The following is a 26338-nucleotide window of genomic DNA, read 5'->3' as shown; positions in this document are numbered from 1 at the left end:
GACTGAACCTCGGGGGGATGGAGTGCGCGGGCTCCGGAATGATTAATTCGCTCGCGACTCCCTTCGGTGCCGAGGGCGAGGGCGGGCGTTCACACAGGACGGGGGTCGTGTGTCGGAAACAGCGCAACGTGCGGCGGACCATCGGCCGTACTTCTTCTTGAGTTACGCGCACACACCGCGGTACGGGGCGGGGGGCCCCGATCCGGACATGTGGGTGGAGCGGCTCTTCCGCGATCTCTGCGGTCATGTGATGGCCATGACCGACCTGCCCGCCGGAGCCCCGGCGGGCTTCATGGACCGGGAGATACGTTCGGGCGAGGGCTGGTCGGAGCGGCTGGGCGATGTACTCGCCAACTGCCGGGTCTTCGTCCCGCTCTTCTCGCCCCGCTATTTCGCCAGTGAGATGTGCGGAAAGGAGTGGTACGCATTCGCCCAGCGGGCGATCTACCACCAGGCCAAGAGCAACCGCCCGGCCGAGGCCATCGTGCCCGCGCTCTGGGTTCCGATGCCACCCGAACAACTGCCGGGACCGGCCGAACGACTCCAGTTCAACCACCGCGCCTTCGGCGACCGCTATGTCACCGACGGCCTCTACGGGCTGATCAAACTCCGGATATTCGCCGAGGAGTACGAGGCCGCGGTCTACGAACTGGCGAAACGCATCGTCGCCGTCGCCGACACCACCCGGGTCACCCCCGGCAGCCCGGTCGACTACCGTCACGCGCCCAGCGCCTTCGGCCGGTCGGCCGGACCCCGGCCGATGCATCTCACCATCGCCGCGCCCACCCACCACGATCTGCCCGAGGGCCGGGCCCCCGACTACTACGGAAAACAGTCCCAGGAATGGAATCCCTACCATCCGGACTCCGCGCGCCCGCTCGCCTATGTGGCCAGGGACCTGGTCGGCTCGCTCGACTACCAGCCGACGATCTCCTCCTTCGACCACGAGACCATGCCCGACCCCGGGCTGCCGCCCACCCGGCCGGAGATCCTGATCATCGACCGCTGGGCCCTGGTGGACGACCGGCGCTGCGCCCGGCTGGCCGCCTTCGACGCCCATCCCCGTCCCTGGGTCACCGTCGTGGTGCCGTGGAACCGGGACGACCCGCAGAGCCGGCATTCCGAGGCGGAGCTGGCCGAACGGCTGGAGCGGACCATGCCCCACCAGATGAACCACGGCCGGCCCGCCTGCCGGGCCGCCGCCCGGGGGGTGTTCAGCATCGAGGCGTTCGGCCAGATCCTGCCCCAGGTCGTGGAGGCGTCCGCCCAGGAGTATCTGCGGCACGCCGAGGTCTATCCACCCGCGCCACCCCCGGGCGCCGCGTCCCGCGGCGAACGGCCCAGACTCCGCGGCCCGATGGCCGACTACGGCACCACCCAGTACGTCCCGGACACATTGCGCGGACTCGCTCCCGATGCGGAGGACACGGATGACAGCCAGTCGTGACGGACGCATCGTCACGTTCTACTCGTACAAGGGCGGCACCGGCCGCACCATGGCCCTGGCCAACACGGCCTGGATCCTGGCCGCCAACGGCAAACGGGTCCTGGCCGTCGACTGGGACCTCGAAGCGCCCGGCCTGCACCGTTTCTTCCACCCCTTCCTCGATCCGTCGACCCTGGGCGCCACCACCGGGGTGATCGACCTGATCACCGAGTACGCCTGGGCCGCGATCACGCCCGACACCGCCCGCCGGGACGACTGGCACATCGACTACGCCCGCATCCAGCCCCACGCGGTCTCCCTCACCCCCGAGATCCTCGGCTGGGAGTTCCCCGACGGCGGAACGCTCGACTTCGTCTCCGCGGGCAAGCAGAACCGGGAGTACTCCGCGACCGTCTCCACCTTCGACTGGGACAACTTCTACGACCGGCTGGGCGGCGGTCTCTTCTTCGACGCGCTCCGCGACGACATGAAGGCCAACTACGACTACGTCCTGATCGACAGCCGGACCGGGCTCTCCGACATCGCCGACATCTGCACCGTCCACCTCCCCGACATCCTGGTGGACTGCTTCACCCTCAGCGACCAGTCCATCGACGGCGCGGCCTCGGTCGCCCGCCAGATCGACGAGCGCTACGGCGGCCGGAACATCAAGATCTATCCGGTGCCGATGCGGATCGACGAGGGCGAGAAGGAGAAGGCGGACGCGGGCCGGGCCCTGGCCCGGGTCAAGTTCGACCGGCTGCCCAGCGGGTTCGCCGGGGACGAGCTGACCACCTACTGGGGCGCCGTCGAGATTCCGTACCGCCCCTACTACGCCTACGAGGAGACCCTGGCCACCTTCGGCGACGAGGCCGGACTGACCAACTCCCTGCTCTCCGCCTTCGAACGGCTCACGTCGGTGATCACCGAGCAGGACGTCGTCGCCATGCCGAATGTCGGCGAGGAGATCCGGCTGCGGATCAAGGACGCCTTCACCCGCCGCCGCCCGGCCCTTCCGGCCGATCTCTTCCTCAGCTATGTGGCGGAGAACCGGATGTGGGCCGACTGGATCGAGGCCCTGCTGACCCGGGCCGGTTTCCGGGTCGTACCCCGGGACGTTTCGGTGGAACGGGACCCGGGGGAGAGCCCGATCACGCCCGAGACCGCGGCCCGTACCGTGGTGCTGCTGTCGTCCGCGTATCTGAAGTCGGCCCGCGCGGTGGAGGTCTGGTCCCGGGCGGCGGCCGACGACCCCGGCGGGGGCAGGCAGCATCTGCTGCCGATCCGGGTCGGCGACGTCCGGCTCACCACCCCCTATATCGACCGCAACCCGGTCGACCTGTTCCGGCTCGACGAGGTACAGGCCACCAGCTCCCTGCTGCGGGCCCTGGACCGGCCGGTCCAGCTGCCCGACAGCTCGGCCCCCGGCCCCCGGTTCCCCGGTACCGTGCCCAAGATCTGGAACGCGCCGCCGCGCAACCCCGGCTTCACCGGCCGGGCCGTCGTCCTGGAGCGGATGCGGGACCAGCTCGGCGGCGGGATGTCGGTCGCCGCCGTACTGCCGCAGCCGCAGACCATCTACGGCCTCGGCGGGGTCGGCAAGACCCAGGTCGCCATCGAGTACGTGCACCGCTTCATGGCCGACTACGACCTGGTGTGGTGGGTCTCCGCCGAGCAGATCGACGATGTGGTCGCCAGCCTCGCCGAACTCGCCGTACGGCTCGGGGCCCAGGCGGGCGAGGACATGTCCGCCGCCTCCCGGGAGGCGATCGACCTGCTCCGCCGGGGGGTGCCGTCGACCCGCTGGCTGCTGGTCTTCGACAACGCGGACGACCCGGAGCAGCTCAAGCGGTTCTTCCCGCCCCAGGGCCCGGGGCACATCCTGGTCACCTCCCGCAACCAGACCTGGTCGCAGTACGGCGACGCGCTGCCGATCGACGTCTTCACCCGTGAGGAGTCCATCGAGCACCTCCAGCGGCGGGCCCGCGGACTGAGCGACGACGACGCCGACCAGGTCGCGATGGCCGTCGGCGATCTCCCGCTCGCCGTCGAGCAGGCCGCCGCGTGGATCGCCGAGACCGCGACACCGGTCGCCGAGTATCTGGACCAGCTCAAGGAGCAGACCACCAGCGTGCTGGCGCTCAACCAGCCGCCGGGGTATCCGGAGCCGGTCGCCGCGACCTGGAACGTCTCCATCGAGCGGCTCAAGGAGCGGTCCCCGGCCGCGGTCCGGCTGCTCCAGCTCTGCGCCTTCTTCGCGCCCGAGCCGATCTCCGCGAATCTGCTCTACAGCAAGGAGATGATCGACGCCCTGAAGCCGTACGACGCCTCCCTCCAGGAGAAGCTGGTCCTGGGGCGGGTGATCCGGGAGATCGGCCGGTTCGCCCTGGCCAAGGTCGACCAGGTCAACAACAGCATCCAGGTGCACCGGCTGGTGCAGGCCGTGATCCGGGCCCAGCTCAGCGACGAGGAGCAGCAGAAGGCGCGGCACGCGGTCCACCAGGTACTGGCCGGGGCCAGGCCCGATGACGACGAGCCCATCGACAACCCCTCCACCTGGCCGCAGTTCGCCACGATCTGGCCGCATCTGACCACCTCGGAGGCGCGCAACTGCCGCGAGCCGGAGACCCGCAGGCTGCTGATCGACCGGGTGCGCTATCTCTGGAAGCGGGGCGACTGGGACTCGGCCGCCGCCACCGGGAACGAGGTCCGCGAGACCTGGCGCGAGATGCTGGGCAACAACGACTACCAGTATCTGTATCTGCGCTTCCACCTCTCCAACATCATGCGCTCCCAGGGGCGTTATGTGGAGGCGAAGGAGCTGGACGAGGTCACCCTGGAGCGGCAGCGGGAGGTCCTGGGCCCGACGCATCCGCATACGTACATGACCACCAGCGGACTGGCGATGGACCTGGGCACCCTGGGGCAGTACGGCAAGGCGATGGAGCTGGCGACCGAGGCGCACGAGGGCTTCAGCCAGATCTTCCACGAGTCCCATCCCAGGACCCTGGCGGCGGCGAACAACCTGGCGCTGAATCTGCGGATGGTCGGCCAGTACGCCCGCGCCCGCGAGCTGGACCAGGACGTCTTCGACCGGCGGACCGAGGTCCTGGGCCCGCTGCATCCGTACACCCTCTCCTCCGCCACGTCGCTCGCCCGCGATCTGCGGGAGGTCGGCCGGTACGAGGACTCGGTGGTACTGCTGGCCCGTACCTACGATCTGCTGAAGCAGCAACTCGGGCGGACGTTCCCGGGGACGCTGGCGGCGGCCAAGTCCCTCGCGGTCTCGCTGCGCCGGGCGGGTCAGCTGGAGGACGCCCGGCGGCTCACCACGGCCACCCGCAACCGCTACCGGGCGCAGTACACCTCGGCCAACCCGGACTCGCTGGCCTGCGATCTCAATCTGGCGGCGGACCTCTTCGCGGCCGGGGAGCCGGTCGCGGCCCGGGATCTCGCCCAGGAGGTGGTGGACCAGTACATGGTGGTCCCGGGCGAGAAGCATCCGTACACCCTCGCCGCGATGAACAACCTGGGCATCTTCCACTGGGGCTGCGGCGATCCGGAGACCTCGGAGCAACTGCTGGTGCAGGTGGTACGGCGGATGAGCGCGGTCCTGGGCGACAGCCATCCGCATGCCCTCTTCAGCACCATCAACCTCGCCAATGCCCTGGCCGACCTCGGCAATCTGGAGGAGACCCTGCAGATCGAGCAGCGGACGGTCAGCAGGCTGCGGGAGGTGCTGGGGCCGCACCATCCCGAGGTGCTGGCGGTCGCCTCCAATCTGGCGGTCACCCTCGGGATGCTGGGCCGCAAGGACGAGTCGGCGGCGCTGCGGAACGAGACCGTGGAGGAGCTGACCCGGCAGCTCGGCGACGAGCACGCGCTGACCCGGATCGCCCGGGACGAGCGCCGGGTGCACCGTGATCTGGAGCCGCTGGCGGTGTGAGCCGACGGCAGCGGGGGAGGGGCCGGGACGCCTCGGACGGCGTCCCGGCCCCTCTTCCGTACGGTGGCCGGGTCCGGGCGGTCCTGCCCGGCCGTTACAGATCCTCGATCAGCCAGTTCAGCACCCCCGGCAGGGCGTGCAGGGCGTCGAAGTGCGCGGCGGTCGGCTCCAGGACGGCGGTCGCCCCGGGGATCCGTTCGGCCAGCCAGCGGGAGTGGCCGACGGGCGAGAACACGTCCTTCTCGCCGTGCCAGAGCATCACCGGACCGGTGATGTCGGCCGGGTCGAAGCCCCAGGGGCCGCAGAAGGCCATGGCGTCGTCGATCCAGCCCCAGGCCGAGGTCCGCAGCGCCTCCTGGTAGTTGCGGAGCAGCATGGACCGTACGCCCGCGTCGGCGACGACGGCCCGGTCGGAGTCGGGCAGCTCGTGCCGGAGATCGTTGAGGAGCTTGATCGGGTCCTTGCGGATCTCGTCGGAGCGCAGGGTGAAGAGTTCGGTGAAGGCGCCGGGGTCGTCCAGCGCCGAGGTGTAGGCGTCCACATTGGAGGCGGCCATGCCGTCGAACCAGTCGAGCCCGACCGCGTCCCGGGGGGCCAGGGTCACCAGCGCCGCGGTCCGGTCGACCCGGTCCGGCATCAGGGCGGCGCAGGCCAGGGCGTGCGGCGCGCCGCCGGAGCGGCCGACGACCGAGAACCGCTCCAGCTCCAGTTCGTCGGCGATCGCCCGGACGTCCTGGGCGACATCGGCGACGCTGCGGCCCGCGAGCCGGTCGGAGCCGCCGTAGCCGGGCCGGTCGTAGGCGATCAGCTGCATGCCCCGCTGGTAGAGCACCATGCCGCGGGGGGCCGGGCCCAGTCTGCTGCCGGGGGTGCCGTGGAGCAGGAAGACCGGCTTGCCCTGTGGATCCCCCAGCCGTTCCGTGATCAGATGCCGCCCGTCGTCCGTGCGCACCCGACGTCGCACTCCTGTCCCCCTTTTCGCCCCGATCGCCCTGGGTCGTGCCGGTGGTGTCCGTCGGCCACGAGAAAGTCCCCAGGTGCGGGCCGGCCGCCGAATACACGCGTTCCCGGCCCTTTGATGATTACCCATGGAGGGGCCGGGGATCAGCAGGTTTTGTCATCACTTGGCGGCGGATTCGAGAGCCGGTGGCCGGATTGGTCCTCCGGGCGTACGCCGGTGCTACGCCGGGGTGGTTCCGCCGGGCCCGTGAGCCGCCGGAGCCGCCGCTTCGGCGCGCTCTCCGGCGCGGCGGCGCAGTACGGCGCAGACCATGGTGACCAGGGCGCCGCCGACCGCCCAGGCGGAGATCACCAGCATCGGCCCGAGGGCGCCGTTGCCGCGGAAGTAGCTGATGGACCGGGCGGCGTAGGTCCCGGCGCCCGGGGGCAGGGCGGGGCCGACCGCCTGCCAGAACGGTGGCAGCAGCGGATACGGGTAGGCGCCGCCCGCACTGGGGTTGCCGAGGACCACCACGATCAGGATGGCGAGGCCGATCCCGATGATCCCGGCCAGCCCCTGGAGGGCGAGGGTGAGCGCGCCGACCGCGAAGACCAGCAGGGCGCCCAGCCCCCAGAGGGCGGGCACGCTGCCGGGCAGGGCGTCGAGTACCGGTCCGGCGATCACCGTACCGAGCAGTCCGGCGACGACGGAGTAGATCAGCAGCACCCCCAGCCTGATCAGTGCCCGATGGGGGTTGGCGGGCCGGGCGCCGGCGCTGACGGCGAGTACGGCGGCACACAGATAGCCGCCCACGCACCAGCCGATGACCAGGTAGAACGAGGTCAGACCGCGGGCGTCGCCGGGGGCGTCGGGGACCACGTCGAGGACGTCGACGGTACGGCCCCGGGCCTTCTCGGCCCGGGTCACGACGGCGGTCAGGGCGTCGGAGAGCGAGGCGCCGGACGCGCTGGCCACCAGCAGCCGGTCCGGCCCGGCGGGGGAGAGCAGCAGGGCTCCGTCGACCTCACGGTTCCCGATCTGGCGGCGGGCGGTCGCCTCGTCGGCCACGACGCGCGGGTCGAGCGGGTCGCCGGGGAGCGCCGCGAGATCCCGTACGGTCCGTTCGGCGGCGGCCTGTGTGGGCGCGGCGACGGCGAGCGGAATGTCCGTCGGCTTCGGATGGTGGAAGGCGCCGATGTAGGAGGTGATGAAGCCCAGCTGGAGGGCGAGCACCCCGATGATCAGCAGCGCCGCCCGGAGCGTGACCGCGTCCCTGACCTCGTCGAGGAAGCCCGGACGCGGGGGGATCCGGCCCGGGGGCTGGGGGGTGGGCCGGTCGCCGTCCGTAGTCCGCGTCATGGCCCCACGGTCGGGGTACGGCGCCGGGCCCGCAGGCGGGACGGGGCCGAATGGGGGCATCCGGGGGTGCGGGGAGGGTGACCGCGGTGGTCCGGGCGGGCCGGTGCGGTCGGGCGCGTTCCGGGGCGGCCCGGGGCTGGAGAGACGGGCCGCGGTACGCGCTCCGGATCCGGCGAGCGTACGGGGCCCGGAAAACGGACCGCGCGTCCGTCGGCAGACGGACGCGCGGTCGTTGTGCCGCCGTGGCGGCGGGAGGCCGTGACCCGGGGTCAGCGGCCGACGGACGTCGACCGGCGACGCGCCGACAGGAAGACCACACCGGTACCGATGGCGAGGACCAGCCCGCCACCCGCGGCGATGTACGGCGTGTTGCTGTCACCGCCGGTCTCGGCGAGGGCCTTGGACTCGCCCTGCGCGGCGTGGCCGCCGTGCGCGCCGGAGCCGTGGTCGGACTTCTGCCCGGCCGCGTACTTCGCGTTGGCCTTGGTCTCGGCGTGCGAGTCGCCACCGTGTCCGCCGTGGTCGACGGTGGACTTGGCGGCGGTCTGCTCCAGCTGCTTCTCGGTCGGGGCCTGGGCCCGGGGGGCCCCGGCCGTGCCGCCGCCGAAGACCACGTCCGAGCAGGTGTAGAACGCCTCGGGCGAGTCGGAGCGCTGCAGCACCGAGTAGATCAGGTGGCGGCCCTGCCGCTGCGGGACATTGCCCTCGAACACGAACGAGCCGTTGACCAGCTTCGGGTTGGTGACCGAGACGAACGGCTGGCTCTCCAGGTCGGACCACTTCAGCGGCTTGGTGGGGTCGTAGCCGTCCTTGGTGATGTACAGGTCCATCGTGCCCACGTGGGGGGCGGTGGCCCGCCACTGGAAGGTCTTCGAGCCCGCGGACATCGGGGAGGACGGCCAGTCGGTGCGCGGCGCGTCCAGGCCCTTGTACTTGTCCCGGCCGACGCTGCACAGCTTGCCGTCCGGGATCTGCGAGCGATGAGCCCCGGCCACGGCGGGCAGGTTGACCTCGTTCCAGTCGTACAGCGGCTGGGTGCCGCCGGCGGCGACGAGCGCCTTACAGGCGGCGGAGTCGGGGCTCTCCGGCCCTTCCGCGTGGCACGCGGCGATTCGGCTGACCGGGTCCGTCATGGAACCGTGGGCGGCGGCGGGGGTGGCCGACAGCCCGGCCAGCGCCAGCGGCGCGAGGCCGAGTGCGGCGGCGGCCATGGTGACCTTGCGGCGAGCGGTCATCGTGACGTTCTCCTCAACATTGGGGGGAGCCGGAGCGGTCCGAAGGGGATGCGCAGCCCGTCGTTCACCTCTTGCGCATTGGTCCGGACCAATCTCCGGCGTCAGTCAAGCTAACCCGCCGGAGCCCCCGAAGTCCCCCACCCGGAAGGGAATATGACGATCCTTATCCTTGTTTTAAGGAGGCGCTAAGCGCGGGCTGAGGATCACCGGATCCTGGCGGAGTCCCGGTCCGCGCCGGCTGCGGCAGATCCCGCCGATACAACCGGAGGAAGATCGTCCATGGCAGAGAGCCCCACCGTCCTGTCCCCTGAAGAGCGTGACCAGTTCCTCGTCGAACCGCATATCGGAGCGCTCTCGGTGGACTCCGGGGAGGAGGGACGTGCCCCGCTGACGGTACCCATCTGGTACCAGTACGAACCCGGCGGCGACCTGTGGGTGACGACCTCCGCCGACTCGCGCAAGGCCCGGCTGCTCACCCGGGCGGGACGCTTCTCCCTGATGGTGGACCGGTCGGAACCCACCTGGCGGTACGTCTCCGTGGAGGGCCCGATCGTGGCCACCGAGCCCTGTACCCCCGAACTGCTGCGGGAGATGGCGGCCCGCTATCTCCCGCCCGAGCGGGTGGACGGCTATGTCGAGTTCTCCCGGGAGAAGTTCGGCGAGGCGCTGGTCTTCCGGATGCGTCCGCAGCGCTGGCTCAGCGCCGATCTGGGGAAATGATCCGTCCCGGGCGGGCCCGTCGGCCGGTGCGAGCCCCCTGACATCGGGCACCACCGGTGCCGTCCGTGCCGGGTTCCCCGGGGCCGGCACGGACCACGGCCCGGCGGGGAGGCGCGGCCCCCGGGTGAAGGAATGCCGACGGAGGTGGCACGGGGTGCCATAACAGTCGTACGGCCGGTACGCGCCCGGCACCACCGGCGCCCCGCGACGGTGCCGGACCCCGGCCCGCCCCGGCCCTCGCCGCGCCCCGGCTCCCGGTCTCAGCGCCGCCCGGCGATCCGGTAGCGCCGCTCCGGCCGGCCGGTCCCGCCGTACCGCAGGGTCACCTCCACCCGCCCCGTCTCCACGAAGTACTCCAGATAGCGCCGGGCGCTGACCCGCGACAGGGAACCCGCCTCCGCGCACTCCGACGCCGACAGATCCCCCGGATGCTCCCGCAGGATCCGCTCCACCAACTCGGCCGTATGCGGCGCCAGCCCCTTGGGCAGCCCCCGCGCCCCGGGCGGCCGGGTCCCGAAGATCTGGTCGACGTCCTCCTGGCGGGCCTGGCCCAGCCGGTCGAACCGGGACCGCAGGGACGCCACGTGCCGCAGCTGCTCCTGAAGCGCCGACTGGCTGAAGGGCTTGATCAGATAGTGCAGGGCGCCCGCCCGCAGCGCGGCCCGCACCAGCTCCGCGTCCCGCGCGGCCGTGATGAACAAAGCGTCCACGGTGGCCCTCGACGGGTCCCGTTCCTCGGCGGCCCGTAGCTCCCGAAGCACCCCCAGACCGTCCATATCGGGCAGATAGATATCCAGCAGTACGAGGTCGGGCCGCAGCCGCTCGGCAGCCCGCAGCGCCTCCGCGCCGCTGTGGGCCACCCCAGCCACTCGGAAGCCGTCCGTCGCCGACACATAGCGGCTGTGGAGCTTGGCGACCATGAAGTCGTCGTCCACCACCAGCACATTCATCACGCGCTCACGCTAAGCCGGGACCACAATGACCACAACGTCCGTTGATTCCGGAAGAGAGACACTTTCTTAACGCGACGGCAACATGTGGGCCACCTCACAGAAACTCCTACCGAGAGGCGGCTCACGTGCGATTGCGCACTCCCCTCGCCCTGCTCGGGGCGGCGTTGCTGGTGCTCGTGGGGCCGCCCCTGCTCAGCACGGGCGACACCTCCGAGACCGGCACGAAGATCCCCGGGCTGCGGTTCATGGTCCCCAACACCCCGGGCGGGGGCTACGACATCACCGCGCGCACCGCGGCGAAGAACGCCGAAGACGCCAACCTGACCCACGACATCGAGGTCTTCAACCTCCCCGGTGCCGGTGGCACGGTCGGCCTCGCCCGCCTCGTCTCCGAGCGCGGCAACGGCAAGCTCGCGATGTCCATGGGTCTCGGTGTCGTCGGCGCGGTCCACGCCAACAAGACCCCCAAGACCCTCGCGGACACCACGCCGATCGCCCGGCTCACCGAAGAGCAGGACATCGTCGTCGTCTCCAAGGACTCGCCCTACAAGACGATCCAGGACCTGCTGAAGGCGTGGAAGGAGAACCCGCGGAAGCTGGCCGTCGGCGGCGGCTCCTCCCCGGGCGGCCCCGACCACCTCGCCCCGATGCTGATGGCGCAGGCGGCGGGCATCGCCCCGAAGTCGGTCAACTACATCCCCTTCGACGGCGGCGGCGAACTCCTCGCCTCCATCCTGGGCAACAAGGTCGCCTTCGGTGTCTCCGGCGTCGGCGAGTACCTGGACCAGATCAAATCCGGTGAGCTGCGGCTGCTGGCCGTGACCGGCCCCAAGCGGGTGCCCGGGCTCGACGCCCCCACCCTGCGCGAGGCCGGACTCGACACCGAGTTCACCAACTGGCGCGGCATCGTGGCTCCCCCCGGCCTCTCGGAGAAGGAGCAGGAGAAGCTCGTCAATCTGATCACGAAGCTCCATGCGTCCCCCGAGTGGAAGGAGTCGCTGAAGAAGCACGGCTGGGACGACGCCTTCCTCCCCGGTGAGGAGTTCGGCGAGTTCCTCGACGAGCAGAACAAGCGCGTTGACCAGGTGCTGAAGGAGCTGGGGCTGTGAACACTTCCGAGACTCCCGCCGCCGGCCCCGCCCAGGGCTCGGGCCCGGCCGCCCCCGAGGGCCGCCGTTCCTGGCTGCGCGACCACTCCGAGCTGGGCGTCAGCGTGCTGCTGTTCGCCATCGGGGTACTCGTCCTCACCGACGCCCTCACCATGGACGTCTCCATCACCGAGCGCGGCCCGGTCGGCCCCAAGACCGTCCCGATCGTGGTCGGTATCGGACTCCTGGTGGTCGCCGTCCTGCTCGCCGTCGACGTCATGCGCGGCGGCCGGGGAGAGGCGGAGGGCGGCGAGGACATCGACCTCAGCGAGCCCAGCGACTGGCAGACCGTTCTGCTGCTCACCGGTGTCTTCCTCGGCTTCGCCGTCCTGATCGGCCCGATCGGCTTCCCCATCGCCGGAACCCTGCTCTTCTGGGGTGCCGCGTTCGCCCTCGGCAGTCGGCACTATCACCGCGATCCACTGATCGCCGCGGTGATCGCGCTCAGCACGTACTACATCTTCAACAACCTGCTCGGCGTCCCGTTGCCGGGTGGCCCGCTCATGGGGGTGCTGTAGCCCGATGGATTCGATCAACTCTCTGATAGACGGCTTCGGCACAGCGCTGACGCCGATGAACCTCCTCTGGGCGGCGATCGGCGTCCTGCTGGGCACCGCGATCGGTGTCCTCCCCGGCATCGGCCCGGCCATGGCCGTGGCCCTGCTGCTCCCCGTCACGTACGGACTCGAACCGACCGGCGCGTTTATCATGTTCGCCGGTATCTACTACGGAGCCATGTTCGGCGGCTCCACCACCTCGATCCTGCTCAATACGCCCGGTGAGAGCGCGGCGGTGGTCGCCGCGATCGAGGGCAATCCGATGGCGAAATCGGGGCGCGGCGCCCAAGCCCTGGCCGCCGCCGCGATCGGTCACTTCGCGGGCGGCATGATCGGCACGATGCTGCTGGTCATGCTGGCGCCCAAGGTCGCCGAGCTGGCCGTGGACATCGGCGCCCCCGACTACTTCGCGATCATGGTCCTGGCGTTCATCGCCGTCACCTCGGTCCTCGGCTCCTCCCGGATCCGCGGTCTGGCCTCCCTGCTGATCGGTCTCACCATCGGTCTCGTCGGTCTGGACTCCATGACCGGCCAGCAGCGGCTCACCTTCGGCTCGCTCCACCTCGCCGACGGTGTCGACGTGGTCATCGTCGCGGTCGGTCTCTTCGCCATCGGCGAGGCCCTCTGGGTCGCCGCCCACCTGCGCCGCGGCGGCGCGCCGCCCATCCCGGTCGGCCGCCCCTGGCTCGGCAAGGACGACGTCAAGCGGACCTGGAAGCCGTGGCTGCGCGGTCCGTTCATCGGCTTCCCGTTCGGCGCGATCCCGGCCGGTGGCGCGGAGATCCCCACCTTCCTCTCCTACGTCACCGAGAAGCGGCTCTCCAAGAACAAGAACGAGTTCGGCAAGGGCGCCATCGAGGGCGTCGCGGGTCCCGAGTCGGCGGCGTCCGCCTCGGCGGCCGGCACCCTGGTCTCGATGCTCACCCTCGGTCTGCCCACGACGGCCGTGGCCGCCGTGATGCTGGCCGCGTTCCAGCAGTACGGCATCCAGCCCGGCCCGCTGCTCTTCGAGCGGGAGCCCGACCTGGTGTGGGGCCTGATCGCCTCCCTCTTCGTCGGAATGGTGCTGCTGCTGGCGCTGAACCTGCCGCTCGCCCCGGTCTGGGCGAAGCTGCTGCGGATCCCGCGGCCGTACCTCTACGCGGGCATCCTCTTCTTCGCCGGAGTGGGCGCCTACGCGGTCGGCGGCGAGGCCCTCGACCTGGTCATCCTGCTGATCATCGGTCTGATCGGATTCGGGATGCGCCGCTACGGGCTGCCGATCCTGCCCGCGGTCATCGGTGTCATCCTCGGCCCGAACGCCGAGATGCAGCTCCGCCGGGCGCTCCAGCTCAGCGACGGCAGCGTCAGCGGCCTGGTCAACACCGGCTTCTCGATCACGGTCTATGTCATCATCGCGATCCTGCTGGCCTGGCCGCTGCTGAAGAAGCTCTTCCTCCGGCGCCGCGAGAGCGTCTCGTCCTGAACCGGGATGTGAGCTGACCATGGACACCCGCCCAGCCGTCACCGCCGATGTACCGCTGGTGAAAGCCGTGACCGACGCGGCCTACCACCACTACATCGACCGGATCGGAATCGTGCCCGCCCCCATGAAGGCGGACCACGCGGCCGATGTGGCGGCGGGGCGGGTGTTCGTCATCGGCGAACCCGTCCTGGGGGTGATCGTCCTCGTCCCCCGGGAGGACCATCTCTTCCTGGAGTCGGTCGCCGTCCACCCCGACGCCCGGGGATCCGGCCTCGGCCGGGCCCTGCTCCGGCTGGCGGAGACCCGGGCGCGGGAGCTGGGCCTGCCGGAGATCCGGCTCTACACCAACGCCCTGATGTGGGAGAACCAGAACCTCTACGCGCGCTACGGCTACGAGATCACCGAGCGCCGGGTCGACGGCCCCTACGACCGGATCCACTACCGCAAGCCGCTGCGGCCCGAGGCGGTCGCCGCCCGGGGGATCCCCCTCCGGGAGATCTGAGCCGGGCCCTCCCGGCTACTTCGTGCCGCCGTGCGCCAGCGCGCTCGGCGTGAGCCTCCCGACGATCGCCGGGGCCTCCCGTACCAGCGTCTCGTCTGCCAGCGCCGTCACCATGAAGAGGGCGAAATCGGTCCGCCGGGTCCGGTCGCTGGCCAGTACCGGATCGCCCACATGCCGGCTCCAGACCGGCAGTCCCTGGCTCTCGCCCTCCTCCAGCGTGCTGCCGCGCACCACGGTCCACCGGGTGTCGCTGGCGAAGATCCGCCGGCAGGCCTCCACCTGGTCGTCGATCTCGACCGCGCGGACGAGCCTGCCGATGACGGCGGCGATCCGGACGCCCCAGAGGAAGAGCCGCGAGTACCGGTCGCGGCCGTCGCGGGAGATGTGCCAGCCGCAGGAGAAGACCAGCCGGGCCCCCGGCCGCGCGTGGTCGAGCACCGCCTGGGCCGTCCCCGACGAGTACTGCCGCACCCCCCACGGCACCAGGACCGTGAGCACCCCGTCGCATCCCTCCACCGCCCGGCGGATCACCTCCGGGTCGTTCGTGGGCCCGGGGACCACGGTGATCCGGTCCTGGAAATCGGCCAGCTTCGGCACACTCGCCTCCCGGCAGACCCCGACGACCTCGTAACCCCGGTCCAGGGCGTGCCGGACCATGTACCGGCCCAGCTTTCCCGATGCCCCGATGACGCAGACCTTCCCCATGTGCTCCGTACCCATGGCGCGACCCCTTCGCCGACCGTTCACCTTATGCTGTAAGGCAAGCTAACCTTATGCCGTAAGGCGGTCAAGGGGACGGAACGGAGGAAGGCCGATGGCCAAGGGGGGCAGGGGCGGACCCGGAGCGGCGGCGCGTACCCCGCTGAGCCGGGAGCGGGTGATCCGTACGGCGGTGGCGGTGGCCGACGAGAAGGGCGTGGCGGCCCTCACCATGCGGGCGGTCGCCGCCCCGCTGGGCGTCGAGGCGATGTCCCTCTACCACCATGTCGCGGGCCGGGACGACATCCTCGACGGCATGGTCGACGCGGTCTTCGGCGAGATCGAACTACCGCCGCGCGACACCGACTGGCAGAGCGCCGTACGGCACCGGGCGCACTCCGCCCGGACCGTACTCGGGCGCCACCCGTGGGCCGTCCCCCTGCTGGACTCCCGCACCCGGCCGGGCCCCGCGACCCTGCGCCACCACGACGCCGTCCTCGGGGCACTGCGTGGCGGGGGGTTCTCGGTCCGGATGGCCGCCCATGCCGTCTCGCTGATCGACAGCTATCTCTACGGCTTCGTCGTCCAGGAGCTGAGCCTGCCCTTCCGGAGCACGGCCGAACACGACGAGGTGGCGGGCGCCGTCCTGGCGGAGCTGCCCGCCGACACCTACCCCCATCTCGCCGAACTCGTCACCGAGCACATCCGGGGGCCCGGCTGGGACCCGGCGGCCGAATTCGCCTTCGGCCTCGGTCTCGTCCTCGACGCGCTCCACCCGGACGAGCGGCCCTGATCCGTGGGCCGGTAGGGGTACGAACCCCCGGGCCCCGACCCGTAACGGCTACCGGATCTATTGGCGGTGCACCGGGTTTGAGCCCGGTGGTGAAGCGAATCTGGGAGCTGCTCTGTCCTCAGATGTGGGCACGGATCTGCACTGTTCACCTCAGCCCGGGTCGGAGCGGCTGGTTCTGCTGCTCGATGTACTGCTTCACGATGCTGAGCGGCGCGCCGCCGGCGGACCCGGCGAAGTAGGAGCCGGACCACAGCATGCATGCGGAAGACACGGTGACGGCCTGTACGAATGTTCTCATCGATACCCATAAACCAACTGCGTAGCATGATCTTCATGCAGCTTCGGTACAGCTTCCGCGTGTACCCGAGCACCGGACAGCGCATCGCGCTGGGGAGGGCGTTCGGGTGTGCGCGGGTGGTCTACAACGACGCGCTTCGCGCCCGGGAGATTGCCCGCAGCGAAGGCATGCCGTTCCCGAAGTCCGGCGATCTGTCGAAGACGCTGATCACGGAGGCGAAGAACACGCCGGAACGGGCGTGGCTCGGCGAGGTCTCGGCGGTCGTCCTCCAGCAGTCCCTGCGCGACCTGGACACCGCGTACCGCAACTTCTTCGACGGCCTGAAAGGCGAGCGCCCGCGCGTGGGCGCACCGCGCTTCAAGTCCAGGCGGGACACCCGGCAGTCCGTCCGCTTCACCGCGAACGCCCGCTGGTCCATCACTTCGGGGCGGAAGCTGCGCCTGCCGAAGATCGGCGACCTGAAGGTGAAGTGGTCGCGCTCCCTGCCGTCCGTGCCGTCCACGGTGACGGTGGTCAAGGACAGCGCGGGCCGGTACTTCGCGTCGTTCGTCGTGGAAACCGGCCCGGAGGAAGTACTGCCGGAGGTCGCGCCCGAGGTGGGCATCGATCTCGGGCTCGGGCACTTCGCGGTCCTCTCCGACGGGACGAAGACCGGCTCCCCGCGCTTCCTGCGCCGGGCGGAGAAGCGCCTGAGGAAGGCCCAGCGTGTTCTCTCCCGCAAGGAGAGGGGCTCCAGCAACCGGAACAAGGCCCGGATCAAGGTCGCCCGCGCTCACGCGCGGGTGGCCGACGCGCGCCGCGAGTTCCACCACCGGCTGTCCACGAAGCTGATCCGCGAGAACCAAGCGGTCGCCGTGGAGGACCTGGCGGTGAAGGGACTCGCCCGCACGCGCCTGGCCAAGTCCGTCCACGACGCCGGATGGTCCGCGTTCGTGAACATGCTGGAGTACAAGGCCGCCCGGTACGGGCGCACCTTCGTGAAGACCGGCCGGTTCGAGCCGACCAGCCAGGTGTGCTCGCTGTGCGGTGTCAAGGACGGCCCCAAGCCCCTCAACGTCCGCGTTTGGACATGCGGGGCGTGCGGAGCGGTCCTCGACCGGGACATCAACGCGGCGGTCAACGTCGCCAAGGCCGCCGGACTGGCGGTGTCAGCCTGTGGAGCGCAGGTAAGACCGGGACTCGTCCCGGCACCGCGCAGCGAAGCAGGAACCCACCCGACACCACAGCCTTCAACGGCACGGTAGGCGGGAATCCCCCCTCAGGGGGGAGAGGATGTCAAGCCAGCAGCGCCGAACCGCCGTCCGGGCCCGCGGCCAGGGCCGCCAGCGAGTCCAGGGTCCGCAGCGCCGAGGCCGCCGCCTCCGGGTCGCGACCGGCGAGACCGCTCTCCGCGAACTCGTCCTCGTCGAGCCGGAGCGGCGCCCCGCCGTCCGGGGGCACCCACAGATCGAGGTCCAGGTCCTCCACCGTCAGTACGTCCCCCGCCACCCGTACCGGCCGGGTGATGTCGCAGTACCAGCCCTTCAGCCCCCCGCCCGGCCCCCGGACCTCCTTCACCGCGTACCAGCGGTCCCGCCAGTAGTACTCGGTGAAGACATCGCCCGGCTCGAAGCGGACGAAGCCGAAGTCCCGTACGCCCGGCGCCGCCCAGGGCGCCTTCACCACCAGCCGGACCCCGTCGTCGGCGATCAGCTCCGCCGGATAGACGATCTTCGTACGGCCCGCCTTCGTCAGCCGTACCTCGACGGCCGTGCCGTCCGCCATTCCGCTCTCCTCCCCGTCGCCCCCACGGCCCTTCCGTGGGGCAGAATCTGCCCGTGACCCTCTCGATCGACATCGACGACGCGTCCGGCGTCGCCCCCTTCGAACAACTCCGCGCCCGAGTCGCCGAGCTGGCCAGGTCCGGTGCCCTGCCCGTCGGCTACCGGCTGCCCACCGTGCGCGGTCTCGCCGACGACCTCGGCCTCGCCCCCAACACCGTCGCCAAGGCGTACCGCGCGCTGGAGGCGGACGGGGTGATCGAGACCCGGGGCCGCAACGGGACCTTCGTCGCCGCCGCCGCGGACGCCGCCGCCCGGGAACTGGCCCGCGCGGCCGCCGCCTTCGCCGAGCGCGCCCACCGCCTCGGGGCCGACCCCGAGGCGGCCGGAGCCGCGGTCCGCGACGCGCTGCGCGCCGTCCACGGCACCGGCTCCTGACCGGCCGCAGGTACGGCCGCCCGGGGCATCCACCCGTAAGCCGCCGGTACCGCCCGCGCGGACCGTTCGCGCTCCCGGATCAGAGGTAGAGCCCCGCCGAGTGTGCCGTCGACTGGCCCGGGACCGAGGCCGGGGTGCCGCCCCGGCGCAGCGCGTACAGCTCCGCCAGGGTCGAACCCTCCCGGCCCACGCCCTCGTCGGTGCCCAGCCAGGCCACCGACTCTGCGCGGGTGAGCGGACCGACCTCGATCCTGGCCAGACAGCGCCCGGGGCGGACCACCGCCGGATGCAGCCGCTCCAGATCCTCGTTGGTGGTGACACCGACCAGTACGTTGCGGCCCTGGCCGAGCAGACCGTCGGTCAGATTCAGCAGCCGGGAGAGCGCCTGTCCGGTGGCGTGCTTCGCCTCGCCGCGGATCAGTTCGTCGCAGTCCTCCAGCAGCAGCAGCCGCCAGCGCTTGCCGCCGGGCGCGCCGTCGCCGCCCCCGTCGGCACCCTCGGAGCCGTCGGCGCCGTTGTCGTAATCTTCTTCTTCGTCGTCGCGGCCGATGGCGATGTCCATCAGATAGCCGACATCGTTGAAGAGGCGCTCAGGGTCGAGGACGCAGTCGACCTGGCACCAGTCGCGCCAGGAACGGGCCAGGGTCCGCAGCGCCGACGTCTTCCCGGTCCCGGGCGGTCCGTGCAGCAGCAGCAGCCGTCCGGTGATGTCGTCGGGGGTGGTCTTCATCAGCTCGTCGAACGCGGAGCCGACCGGGGCCGTGTAGTTGCCGCGGACGTCCTGCCAGGAAGCCGCGGTGATCTGCCGGGTCGTCCGGCGCGGTCCACGCCCGGGGGAGAAGTACCAGAACCCCATGGTGACGTTCTCGGGGGTGGGCTCCGGCCGGTCCGCCGCGTCCCGGACGGCCAGCTCCAGCACCTCACGGGCGAGTTCGTCCGAGGTCGCGGTGACGGTGACGTCGAGCGTCTGCTGCCAGCGGGCGGCGAGCAGGGTCCAGCCCTCGCCTTCGGCCAGTACCGCGGTCCGGCCGTTGCCGCCGGACGACCGGCGCAGGACGGTCGCGCCGGGCGGCAGCAGCGGGGCGTCCCGTTTGGCGGGGTCGATATTGGCGGTCTGGGCGTAGGGCTGCTCACCACTGGCGAACCGGCTGATGAACAGGGCGTCGATCACACTCGTCGGCGTGTCGTCGTCGTCGAGGGTGAGCCGGATCGGTACGGCGTCCTGAGGTCGCGGGACTGGCATGCCGCCCATGATCCGTCACCGGTGCGGGTGACGCACCGGCTTTTGCGACCGCGTGGCGCGCGTCCCGCCGGGCCGGGCGCCGACGGGGCCCGTACGGCGGTACGGCACCGGGCGCACCGGCCGCCCGCACGGCCCGCCCGGCCGGTGCGGGACCTTCGGGGCGGGCCGTACGGGACGCGCGGTGCGGGGTGGTTCAGCCGCGGGGGCCGACGGTCTCCCGCAGCACGGCCGCCGCCCGGCGGGTGCGGCGCACCGCCGCGTACCCCTTGGTCAGGACCCGGTCCCCGGCGAAGGTCCGGCCGATGGCCCGGCCCTCCACGATCCGGGTGAACTCCTCGATCCCGGTCCGGCGGCGGACCGTCAGCCGTTCGATGGCGTACGGGCCCTGGGCGGGCCTGGCCAGCCCGTTGCCGACGGCGAAGGACTGGGCGAAGCCCGCCGCGCGGACCGTCTCGCGGACCCGGCGGCTGGAGTAGCCGTAGGGATAGGCGAAGGAGACCGGCACCTCGCCGAGTTCGCCCGCGACGACGTCCCGGCAGTGCTCGGTCTCGAACCGCAGCCCGGCGTCGTCGATCTGGTCCATCTGCGGATGGCTGTGGGTGTGGCCGCCGATCTCGGTACCGGCCGAGGCCAGCTCCCGTACCTGGTCCCAGTCGAGCATGGTGTCGAGGGCGCCGCCCTCGTCGTGCGCGCCGCGCAGCCAGCCGGTGGAGACGAAGAGGGTCGAGGGGAAGCCGTGGGCGGCGAGTACGGGCAGGGCGTGCCGGTGCACACCCTCGTAGCCGTCGTCGAAGGTGATCAGGACCGGCCGGTCCGGCAGCGGCCGCCGGCCGCCGGACCGCCAGGAGGCGCCCAGTTCGGCGGTGGTGACGGGGGTGAGCCCGCGTTCGGCGATCACCGCCATCTGTTCCGCGAAGGCCGCGGGCGAGACGGAGAGCCCGTACGTCTCCTTCGCCGGGGCGTCGGCCACGGCGTGGTACATCAGTACGGGTACGGGGGTGTTCATCGGGCGGCGCTCTCCCCGGGGGCGTCGGTACGGTCGGATCCGGCCGGGGGCAGCGGCTCGATCGGCCCGGAGGCGAAGGTCACTCCGCCCCGGCGGGCCCGCAGGGTGCCCAGGGCGTAGCCGCCCGCGGCGGCGGCGACCCCGGTCACGATCGCCCCGGCGCGGCCCGCGCCGCCCCGGCGGCCCCGGGCCGCGTCCCGCAGCCCGCGGAGCACTCCGGCCGGGAGTACCCGGGTGGTGTAGCGGCGTTCGGACTCCAGGCCCTTGCCCGCCCCGACGCTCTTGGCGACCAGGGCCTTGGAGAGACCCTCGGCGTAGGTACGGGTACGGAAGTAGCCGAACCGCTCCCGGGCGGCGGGCACCTTGTGGTGGATCACCGCCCGGTCGTCGATCAGAAGGACCGCGTCCGGCAGCGCGTTCGACAGCCGGATGCAGAGTTCGGTCTCCTCGCAGCCCAGCGGGCGCTTGTCGCCGTCGCGGCCGATACCTGTGGCGAAGCCGCCCGCCGCGTCGAAGGCCGAGCGGCGGAAGGAGGCGTTGCCGCCGAGGACGTTGCGGACCTCGACCTTCCCCGGGGGCAGACCGCGGTAGGTGCAGCCCACGACCCAGTCGAATTCCTCGGGGAACCAGGCGGGCCGGTGCCCGGAGGCCCAGGCCGGCTCGGTCCGGCCGCCGACGGCGACCACCGCCGGGTCGTCGTAGCCACCGGCGAAGACCCGCAGCCACTCCGGGTCGGCGACGGCGTCGTCGTCGAGGAAGGCGACGAACTCGCCGCGGGCGGCGGCGATCCCGGTATTGCGTCCGGCGGAGAGCCCGCGGGGGCCCGCGTTGGCCATCACCCGTACCCCGGCACCGGCCGGAAGGGCGGCGGACCCGGGGGCGTACTCCTCGAACTCCCGGGCGAGCCGGTCCAGCAGGGCCGGATTGTGGTCCACCACCAGGACCGTCTCCAGGGCGGGCAGCGACTGGGCCCGGACCGAGGCGACGGCGGCGAGGATGTCGTCCCAGCGGTCGTCGGTATAGGCGCAGATCACCACGGTGAAGCGGGGGGCCGCCGGATCCGGCGGCCCGTCGGCAGGGCCGGGTTCCTTCGCCGTCACGACGATTCCCCGGGGGCGGCGGCCGGAGCCCCGAAGCCGCCCGGGGCGCGGCGGCGGGCCGCGCGGGCGACACCCTTCTCCTTCAGGATCACCCGCAGTACCCGCAGTCCGTCGCGGACGGCGCTGAGATTGCTGACGCCGTGGATCCGGACGTACTCGTGGCTGGGCACCTCCTGGACCCGCAGACCGGCCTTGACCACGCGGATGTTCATCAGCGTCTCGATCTCGAAGCCGGTGCAGTCGAGGGTGATCTCGTCCAGGCAGTGCTTCCAGAAGGCGTTGTAGCCGTAGCAGAGGTCGGTGTAGCGGGCGCCGAACTTGGCGTTGACGGTGGCGCAGAGGACCCGGTTGCCCAGCTTGCGGATGAAGGTCATGTCGTCGGTGCCGCCGCCGTTGGCGAACCGCGACCCCTTGGCGAAGTCGGCGCCCGAGACCAGGGCGGAGACATAGGAGACGATCTCCTTGCCGTCGGCCGAGCCGTCGGCGTCGACCATGACGATGATGTCACCGGAGCAGGCGGCGAATCCGCTGATCAGCGCGTCGCCCTTGCCCTTGCCCGCCTGGGTGACGACCTTGACGTCGGGCCGCAGGCTCCGGGCGACCTCGACGGTGTCGTCGGTGGAGTTGCCGTCGACCAGGACGACCTCGTGGATCCACTCCGGCAGGGTCCGGAAGACATGCGGGAGGTTCTGCGCCTCGTTCATGGCGGGGATCACGACGCTCACCGGCGGGGCTATCGCGAGATGCGAGGAGACCGGGCGGTAGCGTCTCGCGGGGTCGGAACCGGTGTCCGGCTCCCGCTCCGCGCGCGGGTCGGCGGCCTCGGGGCCGTCGTGGCCGGAAACGGCCGTCAGCGAATCGTGCCCCGGGTCGGCCGGGCGCAGCACAGAACTCATGGATTGTTTCCCTCTCCACCGGTGGACCGTCCGCGGCCGGACGGTCCGGACGCTTGTCCGGTTTAAAGGGGGGTCTTGCCTCACCCGGCCATGCCCGAGCAATGCTCCGGCACAACGGGCGAACTGCAGAAACGGCCGCGCGGACGGCTCCGGTACGCGCTCGGCGCCGAGCGGCGACGACGAACACATGCGACCGGACCGGGCACGCGGCACCCCCCTACCGCGCCCACCCGCTCACAGGACACCGCGGCACGCGAGCCCTCCCCTTGAGCCGCTTCGTGGTGTCGCAAAAGCGTGTGGATGTATGACGGTATTGATATTGGTGACTGTATGACAAGCCCGGGAACGCGGGCCTCTTGTTTCACTGTTTTCGCAGGTTTTTCCTCCGCCGGTCTCCCGGCGTTCGGCCGGGCGTTCAAAGACGCGCCGGATCCGCCCCGGACCGTTCGTTCCTCCGGTCCGCCGCCGTCCACAGGAACAGCAGTGCGGTGACAGCAACGATAGCCGCCGTCGCCGGGCCCGCCGTCAGCGCCTCCAGCCGGGAGAGCCCGGCGGCGAGCACGAGATCCACCGCGGCGGCGCCCGCGACGGCCGTCGCGACCCGGGCACCGGGCTCCAACCGCCGGAGTACCGCGTACAGTCCGGCGGCCGGACCGAGCAGCAGGAAGAAGAGGGCGAAGGGCGCGCGAAGGGGTGAATCGCTGCCCGAAAGGGCGAGTACGGCACCGATTCCGGCCACGGCGGTCGCCGCTCCGGCGACGATCGGCGGAAGATCCCTACCGATCCGTGGCGAAGTGTCTGTCTGGTCCCGCATGTCGGGGTGTGCTCCCGGGCAGCCTGATCTGGAGTCCTCCATGCTCATCCGCCCTTGACTTCGCGTCAAGAAGAGTGACCTGCGTCACTTGTCATGTCCATTCTCAATCAACCCTACCGACTGGTACCACGGTTGACGCAGCGATTCTGCTCAGGGGAGGTTCCATGAAGCTGTCCCGCGTTCTGACGTACTCGTCCGCGCTTCTGATCGGTGCCGTGCTCGCCCTCACCGGGGCCGGTCCGGCCCAGGCGGCGCCCACGGCCGCCGCCGTCGACTATGTGGCGCTCGGCGACTCCTACTCCTCCGGGGTGGGGGCCGGGAACTACGAGAGCTCCAGCGGCTCCTGCAAGCGCAGTACCCGTGCGTACCCCCGGCTCTGGGCGAATGCCAACGCGCCCTCCTCGTTCGCCTTCACCGCCTGCTCCGGCGCGGTGACGAGCGATGTCACGGCCGGCCAGCTCGGCCCCGTCAACGCCGGAACGGATCTGGTCTCCCTCACCGTGGGCGGCAACGACGCCGGATTCGCCGATGTGATGACGACCTGTGTCCTCCAGTCCGAGTCCGCCTGCGTCAACCGGGTCAACCAGGCGAAGGCATATGTCGACAACACCCTGCCCGGACGGCTCGACAGCGTGTACCGGGCGATCCGCGCCAAGGCCCCGTCCGCCCGGGTCGTCGTCATCGGCTATCCCCGCTTCTACCAACTCGGCGGCGGCTGTCTCGCCGGACTGAGCGAGACCGAGCGGGCCGCCATCAACGGCGCGTCCGACCATCTGAACACCGCGATCGCCAAGCGCGCCGCCGACCACGGCTACGCCTTCACCGGAGTGGTGTCCGCCTTCACCGGACACGAGATCTGCTCCCCGGCGCCCTGGCTGCACAGCGTCAACTGGCTCAACATCGGCGAGTCCTATCACCCGACCGCCGCCGGACAGTCCGGCGGCTATCTGCCGGTCTTCCGGGCCGCCGCGTAACCGCGGGGGACGGCGCCGCCGGTGCCGGGGGAAGCCCCGGCACCGGCCCGTACGCCCACCGGCCCGTACGCCCCGCCCTCTTGGTGCCGGTCCGTACGGGCCGCGGGGCCGGTCCGCGCGGTTCAGGGCGTGGCGGTCGCTCCCTCGGCGGCGGCCGACGGCGAGCCGGACGACTCCGACGGCGCCGGGTCGCACTCCACCGAGTACGCCAGCCACTCCGAACGCGTCGCGACCGGGCCCAGGACCTCCAGTCCGATCCGGTCGCGGAGCACCTCGCCGTCGCGGTACGCCGCCACGGTGTGCTCCACCGTCCGCGTCCGCCCGTAGCCCCCGCCGAACGAGACCGTCCGCCGGTCCGAGACCGCCGTACCGCTCTCCGTCGTCCAGCGGTACGTCACCTCCGCCGGAGTCCGGCCCACCTCGATCCGGCCCCGGAAGAGGGGAGCCTCCGCGCCCGGCGGGGGGCAGTCGCCGGTATAGCGGTCCCGTACGGCCTCGATCCGGACCGTCACGGTCTGCCGGGCCCCGGGCTGCGGCGAGCCGCGGTCCTTCGCGGCGCCGCTTCCGTCGTTGCCCGCCGGACGGTCCGCGACACCGGTGGCCCCGGGCGAGGTGCCCGCCTGCGCCGGCCGGGACACCCCGGGGGCCGGGGTGCCGGACGGGCCGCCGCCGTCCCGCGCGCCGTCGACCAGCGCCCAGGCCAGCCCGGCGGCGGCGATCACCAGAACCGCGGCGCCCGCCGCCAGGGCCGCCGCGGGCCGCTTCGGCCCCCCCAGGGGATCGGGCGGTGGTACCGGCGACGGTGTCGTCACCGCCTCGGACCCGGGAGCCGGACCGGCCCCGGAGCCGTACCCCGGACCGGATCCCGGGCCGGAGCCCGCGATCGGGCCGGGGTCCGGGACCGGGCCCGCCGAGGTGACCGTCGGGCTGTACGGCCCCGGTGACGGCGTGCCCCCGGCGGCCACCAGCCGCAGCCGCCGGGCGGTGTCGGCCGCCGACGGCCGCTCCGCCGGATCCTTGCGGAGCAGTCCGGCGATCACCCCGGCCAGCTCCCCGGCCCGCCGGGGCGGCGGGAGTTCGTCCTCCACCACGGCCCGCAAGGTGGACAGCGGGGTGTGCTGACGGAACGGGGGGACGCCCTCCACCGCCGCGTACAGCAGCGCCCCCAGCGACCAGAGATCCGACGCGGGCCCCGGAGTGCGCCCCAGGGCCCGCTCGGGGGCGAGGAACTCCGGCGAGCCGATCAGCTCGCCCGTCATGGTGAGCTGATCGGTGCCCTCCAGGGACGCGATGCCGAAGTCCGAGAGCACGATCCGGCCGTCGTTGCCGATCAGGACGTTGCCCGGCTTCACATCGCGATGCAGTACGCCCGCGTCATGGGCCGCCGTCAGGGCGGCCAGCACCTCGGCGCCGATACGCGCCGCGCGCCTCGGGGCCAGCGGGCCCTCGGCGGCCAGGACATCGGCCAGGGAGAGCCCCCGGATCAGCTCCATCACGATCCACGGCCGCCGCCCGTCGGCGGACCCGCCGGACCCGCCGGAACCGCCACGGGACCCGCCGCCGTGGTCGAACACCACGTCGTACACCGTCACCACATTGCGGTGCGCGATCCGCCCGGCGGCCCGGGCCTCGCGCTCCAGCCGTGCGTAGAGCCGCCGTACCTGGTCGTCGGAGAGCCCGGCCGGGGCGCGGACCTCCTTGACGGCCACCTCGCGGCCGAGCACCTCGTCCCGGGCACGCCAGACCACGCCCATTCCGCCTTCGCCCAGGGCGCCGTCCAACCGGTACCGGTCGGCGACGAGTCGGTCTCCGTGCATGGTGCCCCCATCCGTGACAGCGGTGGTCGGCGGCGCAGAGCGTCCCGGAATCCCGGGGGAAACCCTTCCAAGTTAGCCGGAATCCGGCCTTCTGCCGCCCCTCGCGACGCCACTTCGTCCGTCCGGGCCCGGCAAACCCTCCGGCTGCTGTGAGAGCGATCACTCCTCGGTGCGGATCCGGTCCGGTGGGACGACGGAGCGGGCGGGGGCGGCTGGGGCGACTGGGATGTGAGAGGCTCCGGAGAAAGC

The 26338-nt window shown here is 71.7% G+C and carries 23 protein-coding genes and 1 pseudogene; 11 read left to right on the top strand and 13 right to left on the bottom strand.

What is annotated here, in order from left to right; translation table 11 throughout:
* Positions 1-109: 109 nt before the first annotated feature.
* Positions 110-1447: a TIR-like protein FxsC gene (locus AB0G74_RS01010; protein WP_358828446.1), complete on the top strand. Its 1338-nt coding sequence runs from the start codon at positions 110-112 to the stop codon at positions 1445-1447.
* A complete protein-coding gene (gene fxsT / locus AB0G74_RS01005) occupies positions 1431-5372 on the top strand; it encodes an FxSxx-COOH system tetratricopeptide repeat protein (protein WP_361138809.1) in 3942 nt (1313 codons plus the stop codon). Before AB0G74_RS01010 ends, fxsT begins: the two co-directional genes overlap by 17 nt.
* A 94-nt stretch (positions 5373-5466) precedes the next feature.
* Here fxsT and AB0G74_RS01000 read toward each other — a convergent pair whose 3' ends face one another.
* The 3 genes from AB0G74_RS01000 to AB0G74_RS00990 all read right to left on the bottom strand — a co-directional run bounded on the left by AB0G74_RS01000 (position 5467) and on the right by AB0G74_RS00990 (position 8906).
* The gene (locus tag AB0G74_RS01000; protein ID WP_361138806.1) at positions 5467-6324 is read right to left on the bottom strand and encodes an alpha/beta hydrolase; all 858 of its coding nucleotides are present in this window, start codon (positions 6322-6324) and stop codon (positions 5467-5469) included.
* Between the two features lie 228 nt (positions 6325-6552).
* The gene (locus AB0G74_RS00995) at positions 6553-7671 is read right to left on the bottom strand and encodes a DUF3533 domain-containing protein (RefSeq protein ID WP_361138803.1); all 1119 of its coding nucleotides are present in this window, start codon (positions 7669-7671) and stop codon (positions 6553-6555) included.
* A 269-nt stretch (positions 7672-7940) separates the two neighbouring features.
* Positions 7941-8906 (bottom strand): lytic polysaccharide monooxygenase, encoded by a 966-nt coding sequence (locus AB0G74_RS00990; protein ID WP_361138800.1) that lies wholly within the window; start codon positions 8904-8906, stop codon positions 7941-7943.
* A gap of 279 nt (positions 8907-9185) precedes the next feature.
* Here AB0G74_RS00990 and AB0G74_RS00985 point away from each other — a divergent pair, with 279 nt between their 5' ends.
* Complete coding sequence (locus tag AB0G74_RS00985; protein ID WP_361138797.1) at positions 9186-9626, top strand: pyridoxamine 5'-phosphate oxidase family protein; 441 nt, start codon at positions 9186-9188, stop codon at positions 9624-9626.
* 260 nt (positions 9627-9886) lie between these two features.
* Here the strand turns inward: AB0G74_RS00985 and AB0G74_RS00980 are convergent, their stop codons facing one another.
* Positions 9887-10576: a response regulator gene (locus AB0G74_RS00980; RefSeq protein ID WP_361138970.1), complete on the bottom strand. Its 690-nt coding sequence runs from the start codon at positions 10574-10576 to the stop codon at positions 9887-9889.
* Between the two features lie 128 nt (positions 10577-10704).
* Between AB0G74_RS00980 and AB0G74_RS00975 the strand changes: the two genes are divergently transcribed.
* The 4 genes from AB0G74_RS00975 to AB0G74_RS00960 are packed head-to-tail and all read left to right on the top strand — an operon-like array spanning position 10705 to position 14251.
* Positions 10705-11688, top strand: a complete 984-nt coding sequence (locus tag AB0G74_RS00975; protein WP_361138794.1) for a tripartite tricarboxylate transporter substrate binding protein — start codon at positions 10705-10707, stop codon at positions 11686-11688.
* Positions 11685-12245: a tripartite tricarboxylate transporter TctB family protein gene (locus tag AB0G74_RS00970; protein WP_361138791.1), complete on the top strand. Its 561-nt coding sequence runs from the start codon at positions 11685-11687 to the stop codon at positions 12243-12245. The genes AB0G74_RS00975 and AB0G74_RS00970 overlap by 4 nt, the downstream gene beginning before the upstream one ends.
* A 4-nt stretch (positions 12246-12249) precedes the next feature.
* Complete coding sequence (locus tag AB0G74_RS00965; RefSeq protein WP_361138789.1) at positions 12250-13749, top strand: tripartite tricarboxylate transporter permease; 1500 nt, start codon at positions 12250-12252, stop codon at positions 13747-13749.
* Positions 13750-13768: 19 nt separating this feature from the next.
* Entirely contained in the window at positions 13769-14251 is a 483-nt protein-coding gene (locus tag AB0G74_RS00960) for a GNAT family N-acetyltransferase (protein WP_361138786.1), read from the top strand.
* 15 nt (positions 14252-14266) lie between these two features.
* On the opposite strand, the gene AB0G74_RS00955 is transcribed toward AB0G74_RS00960, so the two are convergent.
* Entirely contained in the window at positions 14267-14971 is a 705-nt protein-coding gene (locus tag AB0G74_RS00955) for an NAD(P)H-binding protein (protein WP_361138783.1), read from the bottom strand.
* A 94-nt stretch (positions 14972-15065) separates the two neighbouring features.
* Between AB0G74_RS00955 and AB0G74_RS00950 the strand changes: the two genes are divergently transcribed.
* Positions 15066-15743 carry a TetR/AcrR family transcriptional regulator gene (locus tag AB0G74_RS00950; protein WP_361138781.1) on the top strand — a complete coding sequence of 226 codons (678 nt, stop codon included), beginning with the start codon at positions 15066-15068 and terminating at the stop codon, positions 15741-15743.
* Between the two features lie 145 nt (positions 15744-15888).
* Here the strand turns inward: AB0G74_RS00950 and AB0G74_RS00945 are convergent.
* A pseudogene (locus tag AB0G74_RS00945) lies at positions 15889-15999 on the bottom strand (transposase); the annotation flags it as partial.
* A gap of 77 nt (positions 16000-16076) precedes the next feature.
* Between AB0G74_RS00945 and AB0G74_RS00940 the strand changes: the two are divergent.
* The gene (locus AB0G74_RS00940) at positions 16077-17285 is read left to right on the top strand and encodes an RNA-guided endonuclease TnpB family protein (protein ID WP_361138779.1); all 1209 of its coding nucleotides are present in this window, start codon (positions 16077-16079) and stop codon (positions 17283-17285) included.
* A 31-nt stretch (positions 17286-17316) separates the two neighbouring features.
* On the opposite strand, the gene AB0G74_RS00935 is transcribed toward AB0G74_RS00940, so the two are convergent.
* Positions 17317-17805 carry a DUF402 domain-containing protein gene (locus AB0G74_RS00935; RefSeq protein WP_361138776.1) on the bottom strand — a complete coding sequence of 163 codons (489 nt, stop codon included), beginning with the start codon at positions 17803-17805 and terminating at the stop codon, positions 17317-17319.
* Positions 17806-17858: 53 nt separating this feature from the next.
* Here AB0G74_RS00935 and AB0G74_RS00930 point away from each other — a divergent pair, with 53 nt between their 5' ends.
* Positions 17859-18239: a GntR family transcriptional regulator gene (locus tag AB0G74_RS00930; protein ID WP_361138773.1), complete on the top strand. Its 381-nt coding sequence runs from the start codon at positions 17859-17861 to the stop codon at positions 18237-18239.
* 79 nt (positions 18240-18318) lie between these two features.
* Here AB0G74_RS00930 and AB0G74_RS00925 read toward each other — a convergent pair whose 3' ends face one another.
* The 5 genes from AB0G74_RS00925 to AB0G74_RS00905 form a co-directional block, all read right to left on the bottom strand.
* Positions 18319-19491 (bottom strand): DUF5925 domain-containing protein, encoded by a 1173-nt coding sequence (locus AB0G74_RS00925; RefSeq protein WP_361138771.1) that lies wholly within the window; start codon positions 19489-19491, stop codon positions 18319-18321.
* Between the two features lie 184 nt (positions 19492-19675).
* Complete coding sequence (locus tag AB0G74_RS00920) at positions 19676-20488, bottom strand: polysaccharide deacetylase family protein (RefSeq protein ID WP_361138768.1); 813 nt, start codon at positions 20486-20488, stop codon at positions 19676-19678.
* On the bottom strand, positions 20485-21588 hold the full coding sequence (locus tag AB0G74_RS00915) for a glycosyltransferase family 2 protein (RefSeq protein WP_361138765.1): 1104 nt from the start codon (positions 21586-21588) through the stop codon (positions 20485-20487). Before AB0G74_RS00915 ends, AB0G74_RS00920 begins: the two co-directional genes overlap by 4 nt.
* Positions 21585-22484: a glycosyltransferase family 2 protein gene (locus AB0G74_RS00910; protein ID WP_361138762.1), complete on the bottom strand. Its 900-nt coding sequence runs from the start codon at positions 22482-22484 to the stop codon at positions 21585-21587. The genes AB0G74_RS00915 and AB0G74_RS00910 overlap by 4 nt, the downstream gene beginning before the upstream one ends.
* A 415-nt stretch (positions 22485-22899) precedes the next feature.
* On the bottom strand, positions 22900-23298 hold the full coding sequence (locus AB0G74_RS00905; RefSeq protein ID WP_361138760.1) for a hypothetical protein: 399 nt from the start codon (positions 23296-23298) through the stop codon (positions 22900-22902).
* Positions 23299-23462: 164 nt separating this feature from the next.
* On the opposite strand from AB0G74_RS00905, the gene AB0G74_RS00900 reads away from it, so the two are divergent.
* Positions 23463-24272 carry an SGNH/GDSL hydrolase family protein gene (locus tag AB0G74_RS00900; protein ID WP_361138758.1) on the top strand — a complete coding sequence of 270 codons (810 nt, stop codon included), beginning with the start codon at positions 23463-23465 and terminating at the stop codon, positions 24270-24272.
* A gap of 122 nt (positions 24273-24394) precedes the next feature.
* Here the strand turns inward: AB0G74_RS00900 and AB0G74_RS00895 are convergent, their stop codons facing one another.
* Positions 24395-26089 (bottom strand): protein kinase, encoded by a 1695-nt coding sequence (locus AB0G74_RS00895; RefSeq protein ID WP_361138754.1) that lies wholly within the window; start codon positions 26087-26089, stop codon positions 24395-24397.
* Between the last annotated feature and the right edge of the window lie 249 nt (positions 26090-26338).

The organism is Streptomyces sp. NPDC020875 (assembly GCF_040641415.1).
Taxonomy (GTDB): Bacteria; Actinomycetota; Actinomycetes; order Streptomycetales; family Streptomycetaceae; genus Streptomyces.
Note: the sequence above shows the minus strand (reverse complement) of the source record. Positions and strands in the feature narration are given on the sequence as shown.